Raw genomic sequence first — 15,142 nt, 5'->3', positions numbered from 1 at the left:
GGTGGACCCGACGGAAGTCGGGTCCACCCCCGGGCTGAGTCGTGTGTGAGGGCCGCCGGACGGCTGATCAGATCGCTGCAGCTCCGCTCTCTTCACCGGGGCCTGGCCTTGATGCCTGGCATCAAGGCCAGGCGCGCTGAGGGTCCTACGGGGTGATGTTCTCTGGTCGAAGATCACGGCGCACCACCCCCTCCCGCGGCCGCCTACCTCGCCTAGGGAGCCGGCGGCGTGGTGTCCCCTCCCCCGATGCGCAGCAGGCGCAGGAGGTTCTTGATCGCGTCCTGCCCCCCGGGACGGCCGGCCAGGAAGGCAATGAGGAGGGCGAGCAGGAGGGGGAGAAGGTACTCGACGGGGATGTAGCCGCTGACGCCTGGCGGCTGGGTGACCGTTGCTGGTGCCTGCGCGTCAGGCCCCATTGCGGGAGCTGACGGTGTGGGGGTCGTGGGCTCGAGAGTCTGCGGGGCAGGCTGGGGTGCCGAGGTTTCGGCAGTGGGGGGTGCGGGGTTCGTCATGGGGGCCTGTCCGGCCGCCGTGGGCGCGGTGACGAGGACGAGGAGCGCGGCCAAGGAGGCTACCTTCAGCGAGACGCGTCGGCCGATCCCGTGTCGCTTCGGGAAGTTGGCCCCGTGAGGTTCGGAAAGCCCCTGCCTGCACGGCTGGTTGTGAAGCATTCTGTATCTCCCTGATCTGTATTTGCTGGCAATGGGTCGGCTCTGTTTTGGTGCTGCCTTCACGATGGGGCCTGAAAAATTGCCTCAAAAGATGCATCAATGCAGGTCAGGGGGTGAATCAAGAGAGATCCGGGTTGGGGTCTTCCGGGTGGGGGGCGGCGGTCGTGGGTGGGGCGCTTGAAGGCGACGGTGGGCAGGAAGGTGCCGCCCGACGGGGTGCCGGCCGCTCATACGCGGCGATGGTCGAAAGCGCTACGGAGGCGGAGAAGGAGTTCGCTCTGTGTGTCCGCGACCTGTTCGCGCGGCTGAAGGAACGCGGCATGGGCCATCGGGAGATCGCGGACGAACTCGGGGCGGGCATGAAGGCACCGACCTTGTCCCGTATGGGACGGGCGGGCATGGTGCCGACGCCGCAGCAGTTGAAGAAGCTGCTGTTGCTGGTTGAGGTGAAGGTTGACTCACCGCTGCCTGCCGAGGTGCACCAGCGGGTGCACGCGACGCATGCCGCCGCCTTGCGCACGAAGAATCCGCAGCTCTACGAGCTGATGATGGCCGAGGAGCAGGCTCGGTTCTGGCAGCTGCAGTGCGAGGAGTTCGAGGCCCGCGGGGCGCTGACGGAGCGGGAACTCGCGCAGAGCCGGACGACTCAGACGAAACTGGCGACGCGGCTTCGCCAGTCGCAGGCCGAGATCGAGAAGGTGAAATCTGACGCCCGGGACAGGGTGCAGGTGTCCGAGGCGGAGCATGCCGCAGCCATGGAGGCCGCCCGGCGCCGGCTCTCGGAGCTGGTGGCGGTGAAGGATGAGCTGGAGGAGAGTGCCGACCTCCTGAGGGCACGGATCGAGCGGCTTGAGACCGCCCTTCGCGAGGTTCAGACGGAGCGGGCCGAGGCGCGCGAGGCGCTGGTGCTGGCGAACGAGCGGGCGAACGAGGCGGAACTGGCCGCTGTGGTCGATCAGCGGGAGCGCGAGAAGCTGGGCGAAGAGATCTCGGTCCTGAAGGAGCTGCTGGAGCAGGTACGTACGGAGCGGGACGATCTCCAGCGGGAGCACGCGTCCCGGGCCGCCGATGCGGACGTGGTGGCCGCGGCGGAGGCCGCTGTCCGTCGGGCTGAGCAGCGGTTGTCGCAGAAGGAGCCTACGCACGCGGGCGCTGGTTCCGTAGATGAATCAATCGCCAGAGTCGATGCCCAGCCTTCGCGCAGCGAAGTCCATCTGGAGGCAGTGCGGGTGGGAGGGGCGGGCTCACCCGACGAGATCGTGGCCACGGTGCAGGACCTCCTCGCGGAGGGTGATCTGGACGCGGTGGAGCCCTTGTTGTCAGTGGTTGCCGGGCGGGGCGGCGAGGCCGTCCTGACGGTGATGGGCGCGCTGGGCGAGGCATGCCTCTACCGGCAGCGGGAACAACTGCTTCGAGCGTGTGCGCGTCTGCCCGCCGGCGACGTGGTGGCGGTCGTCCGGGCGCTGCAGGCCGGTGATGCGGTGTCCGAAGTGGGTTGGCTTCTGGATGAGTCGGCCCAGGCTCCGGCTGAGGATCTGACGCGTCTGGTGAGCTCGTTGCTGGAACGCGGGCTGAAAGCGGTGGCCGCACGGTTGCTGGACGCTGCCGTTCCAAGGCGCCCGCCGAGCGAGGTCGCCGAGTTGATTCACGTGCTGGAGCGCAACAACTGCGCTGCCGAAGCGGAGCGACTGGCTCAGGGATCGGTGACCCGCCGGCCCGCTCGTGACATCGTCGCGCTGCTCCCTCGGCTCCCCGACGCATCGCTCGAAGCCGCTGTGGTGGCCTTGGCTGCACGCCCCTACAGGGCGTTGGTGGCCGTCCTGGCGCTGTTGAGTACGAGCGGAGAGGCGGCACTCACCGCGACGGTGACGGACCGCGTCGCGACGAAGCCGGTCGCGGACGTCGCGGACGTGCTGGCGGCACTGCGCGCACCCGGGGGCGCCGGTGACTGGAGCTGGTTGCTGGATTCCTTCCTGCAGCAGCGTCCGGGGGACGCGGTGGAGCTCGCGGAGGTGCTGGTCGGCCGGGAGCGCGAAACGCTGAGGCAGGAGCTGATAGCCCGGGTCGGTGCGCGCGGGACTGCTGAGCAGATCATCCGCATGGCCCGGTACACGCGGGCGCTCGCCCTTGACGAGGCTTCTCTGCTGGAGGCCGTGGTGCAGCGTCCTCCTGAAGAGGTCTGGTCCCTCCTGGTCACCTTCGCCGGCGGCATGCCGGACCTGGCTGCGGACGCGCTCACGCGATGCATCCATGATCGGCCGGTGCGCGCGGCTGCGGAGGTGGTCGACCGTCTCCTGGAGAGCGGCCTGGCGTCGCTGCACGAGCCGCTGACGGAGCTGGTGGCGACTGCGTGCCGGAATCTCGAGCACGCGGTGGAGATGGCCCGAACCCTGCGGGCGGGCCCGTGGGGAGAGGAGGCTTCCACGATCCTGGGCATCGCGGGACGCACCGTGCTCTCCCCCGCCGACTTCGCGTCGGTCGTCGGGGGCGGTCTCGCGGTCCAGGATCTCGTGCCGCTGCTGCGGGGCGCCTGCGAGCGCGAGGCCGTCGAGTGCGCAGACCTGATCCGTGCCCTGGACCAGTCAGGTGCCACCGGGTACGCGCAGCTGATGGTGGAGTACCTCCCCCAGACACCTCTGGCATTCGTCGAGCTGAGTGACGCGCTCACCGGAGCCGGACTGGACGACTACGTCCTGGCACTGCACCAGCGCGCCGTGCGCACCTCATCTCCTGGCACGCTGGTCGAGATATTCGGTCACTGCTCTTCCGCGACGGCGGCCCGCCTCAGCGAGGTCACCGCCGGCTATGACGCATCCTTCGTAGCCGGTCTCGTCGCCGAGCTGGGGGCGCAGGGGTTAGGTCATGATGTGCTGCAGGTCCTGCGGGTAGCCGGTAGTGGTTCGGCCGCTCGGACCCTCGAACTGGCTGACCTGCTGGCCGCTGCGGGCCGTCCCCGTCAGAGCTCGTGGCTCACACACCAGGCGCGCCTCCTGCGCAGCGGCTCCCGCCCGGGCCTCCCGCCTGCGGAGCATCTCGATGAGGCGGCGGACGCTGCGGAGCAGCTCTTCGACGATTCCCTCCTCGCCGACAGCTACGAGGTCCTGGATCGGGCGGTAGTCGAACTGGACGTCACCGCGACCACTCTCCTCTCGGCACTGGCACCCGACGTCCTCACCGGTTACTGCGGCTATCTCACAACCAGCGGTCGCGACACAGCCGCCGCCGACAAGGTTCTGCCCGCCACAGCGGACGAGCTCATCGCGTATCTGAACGAACTGACGACCGAGGCGGATCCCGCTCGCGGGTACCTCATCCAGCACACCGTGAGCCGCGTGCAGCCGTCCGACAGCGCAGCCCTGTTCAGCGCCCTACAAGGGGTGGCCACCGCCGAGGAACTCGAAGCGGCCTACCGCGCTGCAGCACAGGGTGGGGATGCGGCGGACATCGTGCGGAGTGCCCGGGCAGTGATGCCTCACGACGCCAACCGGGCGTTTCAGATCCTGCAGACAGCACTGCACCGGAACGTTGAAGTGAGGAGCGCGGAGGCCCTGCTGGAGGGAGCCATGCAGCTCGGCTTCGTCACTACCCGCGAGCAAGCCGCGTCGTTCATGTCCCGGGCCCTGCCCGACTCCATGATTGACGCACTGCTTGCCGCTCATTACCCGCCCGTCGCGGCGCCTGCGCCGACGCGCCAGGGCGCCACCGACGGGGTCTGCCCGACCGCCGACGAGGGCTCGCGCCCAGAGGCTTCCCCCGATGAGCAGGACCGCGCGGCCGGCTACCGGCGACAGCATCCTGGGGACATTGAGCTGACGTATTTCGACGGGGCCGCTTGGACGCACGACCGGCTTCCCGCAGATCCCGGGGCAGCCAAGCTGGTGTTGGAGCATCACCTGGAAGAAGCCCAGAAGGCGACGGAGCCGTCGGCCAAGGCGTATCTCTACCAGCGGCTGGCAGCCGGGCACTCCGTTTTCGCCTACGACGGAGTAGACGTCGCTCAGGCGCGCAGCGCCCGGGAGAACTTCGCCTACTGGCTGGGGCGCAGCGGAGACTGGGAAGAAGCCAGACGGATTCACGCGGAACTGGTCTCTGCGCAGGTGCAGCGTCTGGGCGCACTCTCTGAGGTCACGCTCCGGTGCCGCTACAACTTCGCGAACAGCACCGGGATGGCAGGGCACCCGACCGAGGCCGCGGGTCTCTTCGAGAAGCTTCTGGTGGACTACCAACGGGTGCAGGGGGCGAATCACAAGAACTCCATCCTCGCCCTGCGTGCATACGCAGTCTGGTCAGGCATGGCCGGGGATGCCGTGAAGGCCGTGCGATTGCTTGAGCAGGCCATCAACCGCCTGCTCCACGGACAGAACCCGAACGATGCTGCGGAGCAGGAAAACATCCTCAGGGTTCGCGCCCTGCACGCCCAGTGGACCGGCAAGGCGGGAGACAGCAAGCAGGCGGCGTGGCTCTACGACCAGCTCACCACCTACAGCAGCCATCTCCTGGGCCCTGATCACGACGTCACCCTCCAGGCCCGCATCGGCCATGCCACGTGGACCGGGAAGGCGGGCGACGCCCGGCATGCCGCCAACCTCTACCGGCGAATCGTCGATACCTGCGTCAGCTGTAAGGGTCCTCACGATGAGACGACGCTGCGGGCCCACAGGAACTACGCGCACTGGCTGGAGGCCGCGGGCGACCATGAACTGGCCGCCCATGTGCTGGAGAAGATCGCAGTGGACGCCAGAAAGGACGCCGGGGCCGCAGACGCGTCTTCTCCGAATCCGTCCCAGCCAGACGAGCGCATCTACCCTGTGGACCAGCCGCCGCTCTGAGCTCAACCTGAGGGTGTTCTCCCCTGGCTCCATCCGGCGGTGCGGCTCCCGTCAGCTCTCTCTCCTCCTGCCGACAGCCTTCTGCCGTGGAAACAGTGCGTAAAGCGAGGATCTCGTCGTGACCAGGGTGCTGGCTGTGTACAGCGAGAAGGGCGGCGTGGGCAAGAGCGCCCTGTCCGCCGGGCTGGTGGCCGCCGCGCGCAGACGCAAGCTCGCGGTCGTGGCCGGTGACCTCGATTCCCGGGCGACGTTCACCTCCGAGCTCGGGATCTCGCAGGACGAGGCGCCGGCGTTCTCGATGAACGACTTGCTCGCGCTGGACCCGCAGGGCGACACCGGTCTCGCGGCCGACGCGCTGGTGCCGGCGTCGGAGGCGTGGTCGGGCGTGCGGGTGATCGCCGCCGAGCGGGCGCTGGCCAACCGGGAGACGGACAACGTCGCCGTCGGCCTCGAGTTCCGGCTGCGGATGGCGCTGAAGGGCGTGATCGGCCCGGACGGCGTCGGGGTGCTGGACCTGCCTCGCCGGGCCGGCGGGAAGCTGGTGACGTCCGCGCTGATCGCGGCGACGGACGTGTTCATCCCGGCGACGCTCGACGAGGACGGCCGGATCGGCACGGCGGAGGCGCTGAACACGATCAAGCTCGTCAAGGACCTCGAGATGAACGCGGACCTGCGGGTCGTCAGGATCGTACCGTCGATCGTGCCGGGCGGACGCAGCCCCCTGAAGGACGCCATAGGGAAGAACCTCGCGGCCACCTACGGTCCGCTGTACCGCGACGACCTCGCGATCCCGCGTCATTCGGTGCGCCAGCAGACCCGGTTCGCGTGCGTCCCGATCACTGATGCTTCTGGGCGCGAAGCCCAGGCGCTGACGGAGGCGTACGACAGGATTCTGCCGCGGGGGTGTCGGAGTGAGCAACAAGCTGATCACGGCGGGCACCAGCCGCTTGAAGAAGGCCGCCGACTCCGCGGTGGACCCGGCGGTCCCCGCCGAACCGCAGAACCAGCCGGGTTGGCTCACGACAACATGACCGTCTCCCAGGTTCAGGATGCGGGCCTTGACTCAAGGCCGGGTAGTTAACGTTTCCGCAGGTCACGCAAGCCAGTTGAAGGATTTCCGACGCAGAACAACGGAGCTCGTTGGTACAGGCAGTCGTCCAAGACAGCTTGTACTTGAGGAGCTCCGTTGCCGTTTCATCATGTCCTGCCGGCCCCGGTGATGGCCATCACCCGTACGGTCACAGTCGCTGCGGGCCGGTTCGCGCCCGGGCATCTGGGCGAGCTGACGGCCGTCGTGCCGTTCGAGCTGGTCGACGCGGTCCTGGCGGAGACACGCTCGGTACAGAGACGACTGCGTGATCTTCCTTCGCGGGTCGGGATCTACTTCCTGCTCGCGATGTGTCTGTTCCCTGAGGTCGGCTACCGGCTGGTCCGGGACAAGCTTACGGCCGGGGTGGCCGAAGTGCCGGTGGCCTCCCCGACGCCGAAGGCCCTGCGTGATCTGCGCCGACGACTGGGCAGTGCGCCGGTGCGGGCGTTATTCGAGGTTCTCGCGGGGCCTCTGGCACGGCCGACGACACCAGGTGTGCGGTTCGGGCCGTACCGCACTGCGTCATTCGACGGCTGCAGCTCCCAGAAGGTCCCCGACTCCAGGCGAAACAGGGCCTGGCTGGGGCGAACCTCCCATCACGGCTATCCCACAATGGAGTTGATGACGCTGGTCGAGACCGGCCCACGGGCCCTGATCGGCGCGGTGTTCGGGCCCACCGCCGAGGGCGAGACCAGCTATGCCTCGCGCCTGCTGCATCTGCTGCGGCCGGACATGCTCGTCCTGTGGGACAAGGGCTTCGACGGCAACGACTTCCTTGCCTCCGTCACCGCGACCCGCGCTCAGTTCTGGGCCGCCTCCGCAGCAACCGGCGTACCCCCGTTCTCACACGTCTCGCCGACGGCTCATACCTGTCGGTGATCACCGCCGAGAAAGTACGTGTGATCGACGCGACCATCACGGTGACCTGCGCGGACGGCACCGTCTTCACCAGCTCCTACCGGCTGGTCACCACCTTGACCGACGCCGGCCGCTACCCAGCGGCCGCGCTGGTGGGCCTCTACCACCAGCGGTGGGAACATGAATCTGCGTACTACGCGCTCCGTCACACGATCATGAACGGGCGTGTCCTGCGCTCGGGCGACCCGGCCGGTGTCGAACAGGAGATGTGGGCCATGCTCACCCTCTACCAGGCTCTGCGCACCATGATGGTCGAGGCCGCCGAGTCGCTGCCCGGCACCGATCCGGACCGCTGCTGTTTCACCGTCGCCCTCCAGACTGCCCGCGACCAGGTCGTCCAGGCCGCCGCCGTCATCACCGACCCCGCCGATGTCGGTCGCGTCGGGCTGATCGGGCACCGGATTCTGGCCCGTCTCCTGCCGCCCCGGCGCCAGCGCGTCAGCACCCGCAAGGTCAAGTCACCGATGTCCCGTTACAGCACTCGCCATGACGACGGCAGGCCCGACGCCAGCCGCACCATCACCGGTCTCGACATCCAAGTCCTCGAACCTCGCGAACCGCACCCTCAGCTCCCCGCCATCTCCCGCGACGACCGGAACACCGCCCCCGCCGACCGCCGCCGTCACCGGATCCTTGGCCTGCTCGAGGAAGACCCCACCCGCCTCTGGCGCCCCCGTGACATCGCTTCTCACTTCGGCGACATCACCATGGAGACCATGTACCGGCAGCTCTCCAGATGGGCTGAGACCGGCCTCATCCACAAACTCGGCCCCGGCCTCTACGCCGCCACTGCATGGACCCCAACACCTCTTGCGTGACCTGCGGAAACGTTAACTACCCGGCCTTGGGTCAAGGCCCCATGTCCGCCAGCCTCGGTTGACGCTCCGAGGGGTGCTCTGCCGGGCCTGGATCTCAGCCTGTCGCTGAAGGCGTTCCTTCTCACGGACCCGCCGTACGACCTGTACCCGCTCCTGGTGCGGGACTTCCCACCGGGCGCCATGCGCGCTCACGGTGCCGACGCACACCTGCCGCGGTCCGGCATGGCACTTCGGGCACGTCACGACCACCCACTCGCTTCGCGGTACCGCCTTGGCCTGGGCGCTCCAGTGGGGGTTGCCCGTCCCGCCCAAGGTCGGCGATGACCGGCCTCCAGCAGCACGGCAGCGGCGCTCTGAGCCGCATAATCACCCCGATCGTCGCACGCCTGCTCATGGGCTCGGCCGAGGGTGCGGTCTGGCCCTCCCTGTACGCGGCGACCAGCCCGTACGTCCAGTCGGGCCAGTTCATCGGCCCCGCCGGACGCGACCAAACCTCCGGCACCCCCAAACCCGCCAAGCTCCCCACAGGCGCCCGTGAACCCGAGGAGGGCAGACGGCGGTGGGCGGCGAGCGAGCGGCTCAGGTGCCCCCTTCGACCTCGCAGCCGGGGCCGCCCGCCAGGGACCGCCTTCGCGGATCGCCAGATGGTGGTTCATGGCGGCGCGGTACACCGCCATGAACTTGCCTATGTGGAGGGGGAGTTAGGCGCTGATCTCATTGCCGGGGGGCGCGAGGAGGCGACCACGGGTGAGGACCGTCAAGTGATCGACGGCATCGTCTACACGATACGGACCGGGATCTCCTGGCGTGACCTGGCCGAACGCTGCGGGCATGGCCTCTCATCGAAGTGTGGAAGACGATGCCGTCACGCTGTCCGGGACAGGTCCTGGGGCTCCACGCTGTGGGCGAAGGGCATGCCCCGGGCGTAGCGGGTGATCTCGGCGGCTGCGGAGTCGGCCATGCGGCCCAGCTCGCCGCCCAGCGAGCCCGCGATGTGCGGGGTGAGGAGTACGTTGGGCAGCTTGAAGAGCGGGGATTCGGGGGGCAGTACCTCGGGGGCGGTGACGTCGAGGACTGCGTGAATGCGTCCGGACGTCAGGTGGGTGATGAGCGCGTCCGTATCGACCAGGGAGCCGCGCGCGGTGTTGATCAGTGTGGCACCGTCGGACAGCAGGGCCAGACGTCTGGCGTCGAACATGTGGTGGGTGTCCGGCAGCTGGGGTGCGTGGATGGAAACGACCTGGCTGAGCCGGGTCAGTTCGTCGAGTCCGACGAGCCGCGCGCCGAGGAGGGCCGCACCGGCGCCGTCCAGGTAGGGGTCGTGGACCAGGACGGTGAAATCGTACGGCTGCAGCAGTTCGATCACGCGCCGGCCGGTACGCGAGGCGCCGACGATGCCAACAACCCGACGGTAGTTGCCGTGACCGGCGAAGTAGGGCAGCAGTGGGTACGCCGCGTGCCGCTCACGGTAGGCACGTGCGCTTTCCAGGATCCGCTTACCGGTGAGGAGGATCGCGGCCAGCGTGTACTCAGCGACCGGCAGTGCGTTTGCTGCCGCGGCGCTGGAGACCGCTATGCCGCGCTCCCAGACCGCGGCGGTCACATGGTGCTTGACGGACCCTGCCGCGTGGACGACGGCCCGCAGCCGGGGCATCGCCGCGAGCACCTGCTCCGTCAGCTGCGGGCAGCCCCAGTGGGTGATCAGCACCTCCGTCCGGCCGAGGGTCTCGGCGACGGAGGGGTCGGCGAAGTCGGTGACGAGCAGGTCCGGATCGAGGTCGGCCGCCTCGCGGAACAGGTCGATGGCGCCCTCGTCACGCAGGGCGTCGCGGGTCTCCCGCGACATCGCGAGGACCGTGCGGGGACGCCGCGCACGCGGTCCGGCCGCGATCGGGGAAAGGACATCGGCGTCCGGCGCCGTGGTGTGCCGTGCGGTCATCTTCACTTCACCGCGCCCGCGGTGAGCCCTGAACGCCAGAAGCGCTGGAGGCAGACGAAGGCGATGATCAGGGGGAGGACCGAGACCAGGGCCCCCACGATCGTCAGCATGTAGAACTCCGGGTTCTGCTGGGAGGACTTGCTCCAGATCGCCAGGCCGAGGGTGACGGGGTAGAGCTTGTCGTCGCTCAGCATGTACAGCGGCAGCACGAAGTTGTTCCAGCTCGACGTGAAGGTGAAGAGGAACAGAGTGACGAAGCCGGGAGCGATCATCGGCAGGCCGACCGAGCGGAAGACGCGCCACTCTCCCGCGCCGTCCATCCGGGCCGCCTCGATCACCTCGTCGGGAATGTACCCCTCGGAGAAGACCCGGGCGAGGTAGACGCCGAAGGGGTTGACCAGCAGGGGGACCAGGACGGCCCAGTAGGTGTTGTCCAGGCCCGCCTTGCCGGCCAGGAGGTACTGGGGCAGCACGAGGACGGCGCTCGGGACGAGGACGCCGAGCAGCACCAGGCCGAACAGCTTCTCCTTGTGCGGGAAGTCGTACTTGTCGAAGGCGAAGCCGACTGCTGTGCTGACGAATGTGGAGGCCAGGCAGCCCACGCCGAAGTAGAGGATGCTGTTGAGCAGCCAGCGCCCGTAGATTCCGTCGCCGTAGGTGAACAGGTCCCCGAGGTTGGCGAAGAGGTTGAAGTCGGCGAAGGTGAATCCGCCCGTGCCGACGAGATCACCTCGGTCCTTCGTGCTGGCGACCAGGAGCCAGGTCAGGGGCATCAGGGTGTAGCAGGCGAAGAGGGCCAGGAGTCCGTTGACGACGGCCTTGGAGGTCCACGAGTGGCTCGGACGGGCGCGGTCTCGCCGGTCCGGGCGTTGGCGGAGATGTCGGATTCGCACCTTTGGTCCGCTCCCCTCGCCGGCCGTGCGAGGGGTGGGCTGCCCGGTGACGGTGTGCGTGGTCATGCTGCCTTCCAGCGGTTGCCGAGCTTGGTGACTGCGTAGGACAGGAGGCCGGCCAGGAGAGCGACCAGGATCGCCGCCGCGGAGGCGAGGCCGTGCTGGTGGTCGACGAACGCCGTCTTGTGGACGTACATCACGGGTGACCAGTCGCGGTTGATGGCCTCTGACTGGGTCGTGAGCATGTAGGGCTCGTTGAAGAGCTGGATGGCGCCGACGCAGGTGAACAGGAGGCTCAGGACCAGGGCGGAACGGATGTGTGGGACCTTGATCCGCAGCGCGGTGCGGATTGCCCCGGCGCCGTCCATCATGGCCGCTTCAAGCGTCTCCCGGGGAATCGCCTGGAGAGCCGCGTAGAGGATCACCATGTTGTACCCGACGTAGTGCCAGGTCACGATGTTGACGACCGAGGCAACGGCCAGCGGCGCGGAGAAGAAGTCCACGCTGATGCCCGCCGCGCCGAACCAGTCCATGAGCGGGCTGAGACTGGGGGAGTACAGATAGACCCAGATGATCGCCGCGATGACGGTGGGCACCGTGTAGGGCAGGAAAAGGGCGAGCTGGAACAGCCGCTTGGCCCGTACGACGGTCGAGTCCAGCAGCAGGGCGAGCAGCAGTGCCGCGCAGGTCATGAGCGGGATGTAGATCGCCACGTAGGTGGCGACGTTCAGGAACGAGGCGCGCAGGGCGGTGTCGCCGAGTGCGTCGGCGTAGTTGCCGAGGCCCACGAAGACGCTGTCTGTGCCGCCGAAGCCGAGGCCGGAGGACTCTTCCTTGAACAGACTCGTCCAGAGGGCGTAGCCGATGGGGGCGACCATGACGAGCGTGAAAAGGGTGAAGAAAGGTATGAGGTAGGCCACGGCGGCGCGCCGTTGGGTGCGTCCGGTCGAACGGCGGGCAGGGGCTGGGGCTGGAACTGTCATGGATTCTCCTGACCGGGGCGCCCGGGGCGGCGGGGCCGGAACAGTGGTGGATCGGGTGGCACGGCGGCCGGGGTGGGGTTCCGCTGGGGGGTCGCGCGCGTGAGGGTGCCGGGCATGGCGGCTTTTCGTGGTGTACCGGCGTGGGTGGACGGGCTTCCACGGCCCTCGCCGCCGGACCGGTCCACCAGGCGGGCGCTTCCGCGGAGCCCGCCCCGCGTTGAGTGGCTACCGCACCAGGTCGGGTCCGGAGGGCAGTCGGTCACCCCCGCGTCACAGGTCCGCCGGTGTGCGGTCAGCCGACCGTCTTCAGTCCGCGGTCGTCGAGGGCCTTCAACGCCGCCCGCTGGGCCGCTTCGAAGCCGGCCTCCCAGCCGCCCTCGGGCACGGCGCTCTCGAACGCCTCGTTCACCGAACCCTGTACCGGGCCCCAGGTCCAGCCTCCGACGACGGTGTCCACCTGGTCGGCGGCGACCTGGTAGAGGTCGTTGGCGAAATAGCCGTCGGCGGCTCGGGCGAACTCCGCCGCCGCGACCTTCTGCAGACCGGGGGCTGCGGGCAGGACACTGCTCGGTGCCTCGGCGTCCGCGAGCCGGGCCTTCATCGCGGCCGGGTCGGTGGTGAGCCACTCGATGAATTCGGCCGCTCCCTCGATGTGGTCGCTGCCCTTGGGTACGGCGAAGGAGGTGCCGCCCCAGGTTCCGGTGGCCGGCGTGCCGTCCCATGTGGGAAGGGGTGCCACGGCCCACTTGCCCTTCTGTTCCGGCGTCTGGGAGATGAGGCCGGCTCCGCTCCAGGGGGCGCCGACGAAAGCGGCGACCTGACTCTTCTTCTTTGCGGTGCTCTCCTCCTCGCTCCATGCGGGGTGGTTGAGCACCAGATCGTCGCGTACCAGGCCGTCCCAGAACTGGGCGACCTTCCGGGCGGGCTCGTCGTCGACGGCCACCGTCCAGGCATCGCCCTTGACGCCGAAGCCCTGCGAACCGGCCTGCCATGCCAGTCCGTTGATGAACGGGATGTCGCCGCCCTTGGGGATGTTGAGGATGCGGGCCCCCTTGTCAGCGGCCTTGATCTTCTCTGCGGCCTTCGCGAATTCCGCCCAGGTTTCCGGGACCTCCACGCCGGCCTTCTCGAACATGTCGGTCCGGTAGTAGAGGAGCTGCGGGGTGACATCGAAGGGAACGCCCCATGTACGGCCTCCGGGGGTCACCAGCGACTGAAGGTTATCGGGGAACGACTTGACCAGCTTCCCGGAGTGTTCGGTCAGGTCTTCCAGGTTCCCCTGGCTGGCGAACTCGGGGAGCATCGCGTACTCCATGCCCACGACGTCCGGTGCGTTGCCGCCCTTGATCGCGCTGTCGATCTTGGAGTAACCATCGGTGCCGGCGGTGATCTCGGTGTACTCGACCTTGATGTCGTCGTGGGTGGCGTTGAACTTCTCGACGACCTCTTCGGTGCCGACCATCCAGGACCACATGGTGAGGGTGACCGGCTTGCCGTCCGAGGCCTCGGACGTGCCGCCACCCCCGCCGCAAGCGGTGGCGAGGAGGGCCAGACAGCCCAGGGATGCTGTGAGAGCGAGACGGGGTATGCGGTGGGCGGGCTTCATCTGCACTGGCTCCTCGGTGAGCAAGGCGCCTCGCGATCGGAGGCGATTCGCTCATCTTTTGCGCAGAACGATCGCCCGTCAAGAGCAAATGACCAACTCGATCAAAACAATCAACTGCCGGATCGCCGGGGTGGAGCGCTGGATTCCCGCACCATGAGCCGGGGCACCAGTGAGAGGTGCCGGCTCGGTGCTGCGGCACCGGGGCCCCCTGCGAGCCGGGCGAACATCATCTCGACGGCACTCTCCCCCACTGCCTGCCGCGGCGGGGCCACGGCGGTCAGCGGCACATCGGCCAGCGCCGCCATTTCGTCCTCGTATGCCACCAGCGACATGTCGCCGGGGAGGGAGAGACCGCGTTCGCGCAGCCGTTGCACCACGCCGATCGCGGTCTGATCGTTGTGGACGATCGCGGCAGTGACCCCGCCCCTCGCCACCGACCAGTGCAGCGACCGGGCCGCCTCCTCCAGGCCGGCCGGGTCCTCCGGGTCGACGTTCACGAGCGGAGGCACCGGCAGTCCACACGCCGCCATGGCGGCTTCGTACCCCTCCTGGACCTGCGGTGACGTCGGGTTGTCCTGGGCGAGCAGGGAGATCCGCTCATGCCCCAGCCCGGCGAGGTGGTGAACTGCGACGGCGGCCCCGAGCGCATGGTCGGAGCGCGCGCTGTCCAGTCCGGCCAGCCGGCCCCCGAGAGGGACGCGCCGGTCCACCAGGACGGCCGGGACCGGGAGCGCCAGCAGTTGTCGCTCCTGCTCGGGGCTGGGCACGCCGCGTTCCCAGCTGGGCTGGATCAGCAGGCCGTCGACACCGCCGTCGAGCATCCGTCCGATCTGCGCGGTGTCCTCCTCGGAGCGCCAGTGGGCGATGCCGAGCACCAGTCGGCCGCCTCGCGCCGCGACGGCGTCCTGAGCGCCCTTGACCAGCTCCGCGAAGTAGTGCTCCATGCTGGGCACCACCATGCCCAGGACCACTCCGGTGGGCGCCAACGGCACGGAGACGTCCATGCGGGCGCCGTCGGTAGCCGGGCCGGAGACGGGCGGCTCAGGGCACGTGACCGAGCCGTGCAGCCGCATCAGGCGCCCCTGTTCGGCCAGTGTCTCGATGTCGCGCCGCACGGTGACGGCCGAGACTCCGAGCTCCTCGGCCAGCTCCGTCACCCGCAGTCCGCCTCGCCTGCGCACGATCTCCAGCACCCGTTCGTGGCGCTGATTGACATGCGACCGCATCTGTCGTCCTCCTGACGATCCCCCCATTGGTGCATGTCCCACCGTACTCTAGTGATCGATTCTTATGAGTCTTACGTATTGAGCATCTTGTGCGTTCCGTGCTAGAAACCCACCACCGCGCTCGTGCTCCTCCCTCTCGCGTTCCTCCTCCGGTCTTTCCCCTTCTGCA

The 15,142-nt window shown here is 68.5% G+C and carries 9 protein-coding genes and 1 pseudogene; 4 read left to right on the top strand and 6 right to left on the bottom strand.

All coding sequences use genetic code 11. From position 1 onward, the window contains the following. Positions 1 to 212: 212 nt before the first annotated feature. A complete protein-coding gene (locus tag ACFYPN_RS32405; RefSeq protein ID WP_358764580.1) occupies positions 213 to 416 on the bottom strand; it encodes a hypothetical protein in 204 nt (67 codons plus the stop codon). Positions 417 to 910: 494 nt separating this feature from the next. Between ACFYPN_RS32405 and ACFYPN_RS32400 the strand changes: the two genes are divergently transcribed. From ACFYPN_RS32400 to ACFYPN_RS32385, 4 genes and pseudogenes are all read left to right on the top strand, one after another. After that, on the top strand, positions 911 to 5,500 hold the full coding sequence (locus ACFYPN_RS32400) for a hypothetical protein (protein WP_389303289.1): 4,590 nt from the start codon (positions 911 to 913) through the stop codon (positions 5,498 to 5,500). A 118-nt stretch (positions 5,501 to 5,618) separates the two neighbouring features. Continuing rightward, a complete protein-coding gene (locus tag ACFYPN_RS32395) occupies positions 5,619 to 6,581 on the top strand; it encodes a ParA family protein (RefSeq protein WP_389303286.1) in 963 nt (320 codons plus the stop codon). Between the two features lie 138 nt (positions 6,582 to 6,719). Beyond that, positions 6,720 to 7,313, top strand: a pseudogene (locus ACFYPN_RS32390) (transposase domain-containing protein); the annotation flags it as partial. Between the two features lie 176 nt (positions 7,314 to 7,489). Continuing rightward, positions 7,490 to 8,326 carry a hypothetical protein gene (locus ACFYPN_RS32385; RefSeq protein ID WP_389303283.1) on the top strand — a complete coding sequence of 279 codons (837 nt, stop codon included), beginning with the start codon at positions 7,490 to 7,492 and terminating at the stop codon, positions 8,324 to 8,326. Positions 8,327 to 9,191: 865 nt separating this feature from the next. Here ACFYPN_RS32385 and ACFYPN_RS32380 read toward each other — a convergent pair. From ACFYPN_RS32380 to ACFYPN_RS32360, 5 genes are all read right to left on the bottom strand, one after another. After that, on the bottom strand, positions 9,192 to 10,172 hold the full coding sequence (locus ACFYPN_RS32380) for a hydroxyacid dehydrogenase (RefSeq protein WP_389303309.1): 981 nt from the start codon (positions 10,170 to 10,172) through the stop codon (positions 9,192 to 9,194). A gap of 95 nt (positions 10,173 to 10,267) precedes the next feature. After that, a complete protein-coding gene (locus ACFYPN_RS32375) occupies positions 10,268 to 11,224 on the bottom strand; it encodes a carbohydrate ABC transporter permease (RefSeq protein WP_358764574.1) in 957 nt (318 codons plus the stop codon). Further along, positions 11,221 to 12,141: a sugar ABC transporter permease gene (locus tag ACFYPN_RS32370; RefSeq protein ID WP_358764572.1), complete on the bottom strand. Its 921-nt coding sequence runs from the start codon at positions 12,139 to 12,141 to the stop codon at positions 11,221 to 11,223. The genes ACFYPN_RS32375 and ACFYPN_RS32370 overlap by 4 nt, the downstream gene beginning before the upstream one ends. A gap of 292 nt (positions 12,142 to 12,433) precedes the next feature. Further along, positions 12,434 to 13,747: a sugar ABC transporter substrate-binding protein gene (locus tag ACFYPN_RS32365; protein ID WP_358764570.1), complete on the bottom strand. Its 1,314-nt coding sequence runs from the start codon at positions 13,745 to 13,747 to the stop codon at positions 12,434 to 12,436. Positions 13,748 to 13,857: 110 nt separating this feature from the next. Continuing rightward, positions 13,858 to 14,973: a substrate-binding domain-containing protein gene (locus tag ACFYPN_RS32360; RefSeq protein WP_389303279.1), complete on the bottom strand. Its 1,116-nt coding sequence runs from the start codon at positions 14,971 to 14,973 to the stop codon at positions 13,858 to 13,860. Between the last annotated feature and the right edge of the window lie 169 nt (positions 14,974 to 15,142).

It is taken from the genome of Streptomyces sp. NPDC005576, assembly GCF_042871745.1.
In the GTDB taxonomy this organism is placed as follows: domain Bacteria; phylum Actinomycetota; class Actinomycetes; order Streptomycetales; family Streptomycetaceae; genus Streptomyces.
Note: the sequence above shows the minus strand (reverse complement) of the source record. Positions and strands in the feature narration are given on the sequence as shown.

What these genes read in the sequence shown, in the direction of transcription:
- ACFYPN_RS32380 (WP_389303309.1), bottom strand. Translation starts at nt 10,172, where the DNA reads ATGTCGCGGGAGACCCGCGACGCCCTGCGTGACGAGGGCGCCATCGAC.
- ACFYPN_RS32400 (WP_389303289.1), top strand. Translation starts at nt 911, where the DNA reads ATGGTCGAAAGCGCTACGGAGGCGGAGAAGGAGTTCGCTCTGTGTGTC.
- ACFYPN_RS32370 (WP_358764572.1), bottom strand. Translation starts at nt 12,141, where the DNA reads ATGACAGTTCCAGCCCCAGCCCCTGCCCGCCGTTCGACCGGACGCACC.
- ACFYPN_RS32405 (WP_358764580.1), bottom strand. Translation starts at nt 416, where the DNA reads ATGGGGCCTGACGCGCAGGCACCAGCAACGGTCACCCAGCCGCCAGGC.
- ACFYPN_RS32365 (WP_358764570.1), bottom strand. Translation starts at nt 13,747, where the DNA reads ATGAAGCCCGCCCACCGCATACCCCGTCTCGCTCTCACAGCATCCCTG.
- ACFYPN_RS32360 (WP_389303279.1), bottom strand. Translation starts at nt 14,973, where the DNA reads ATGCGGTCGCATGTCAATCAGCGCCACGAACGGGTGCTGGAGATCGTG.
- ACFYPN_RS32375 (WP_358764574.1), bottom strand. Translation starts at nt 11,224, where the DNA reads ATGACCACGCACACCGTCACCGGGCAGCCCACCCCTCGCACGGCCGGC.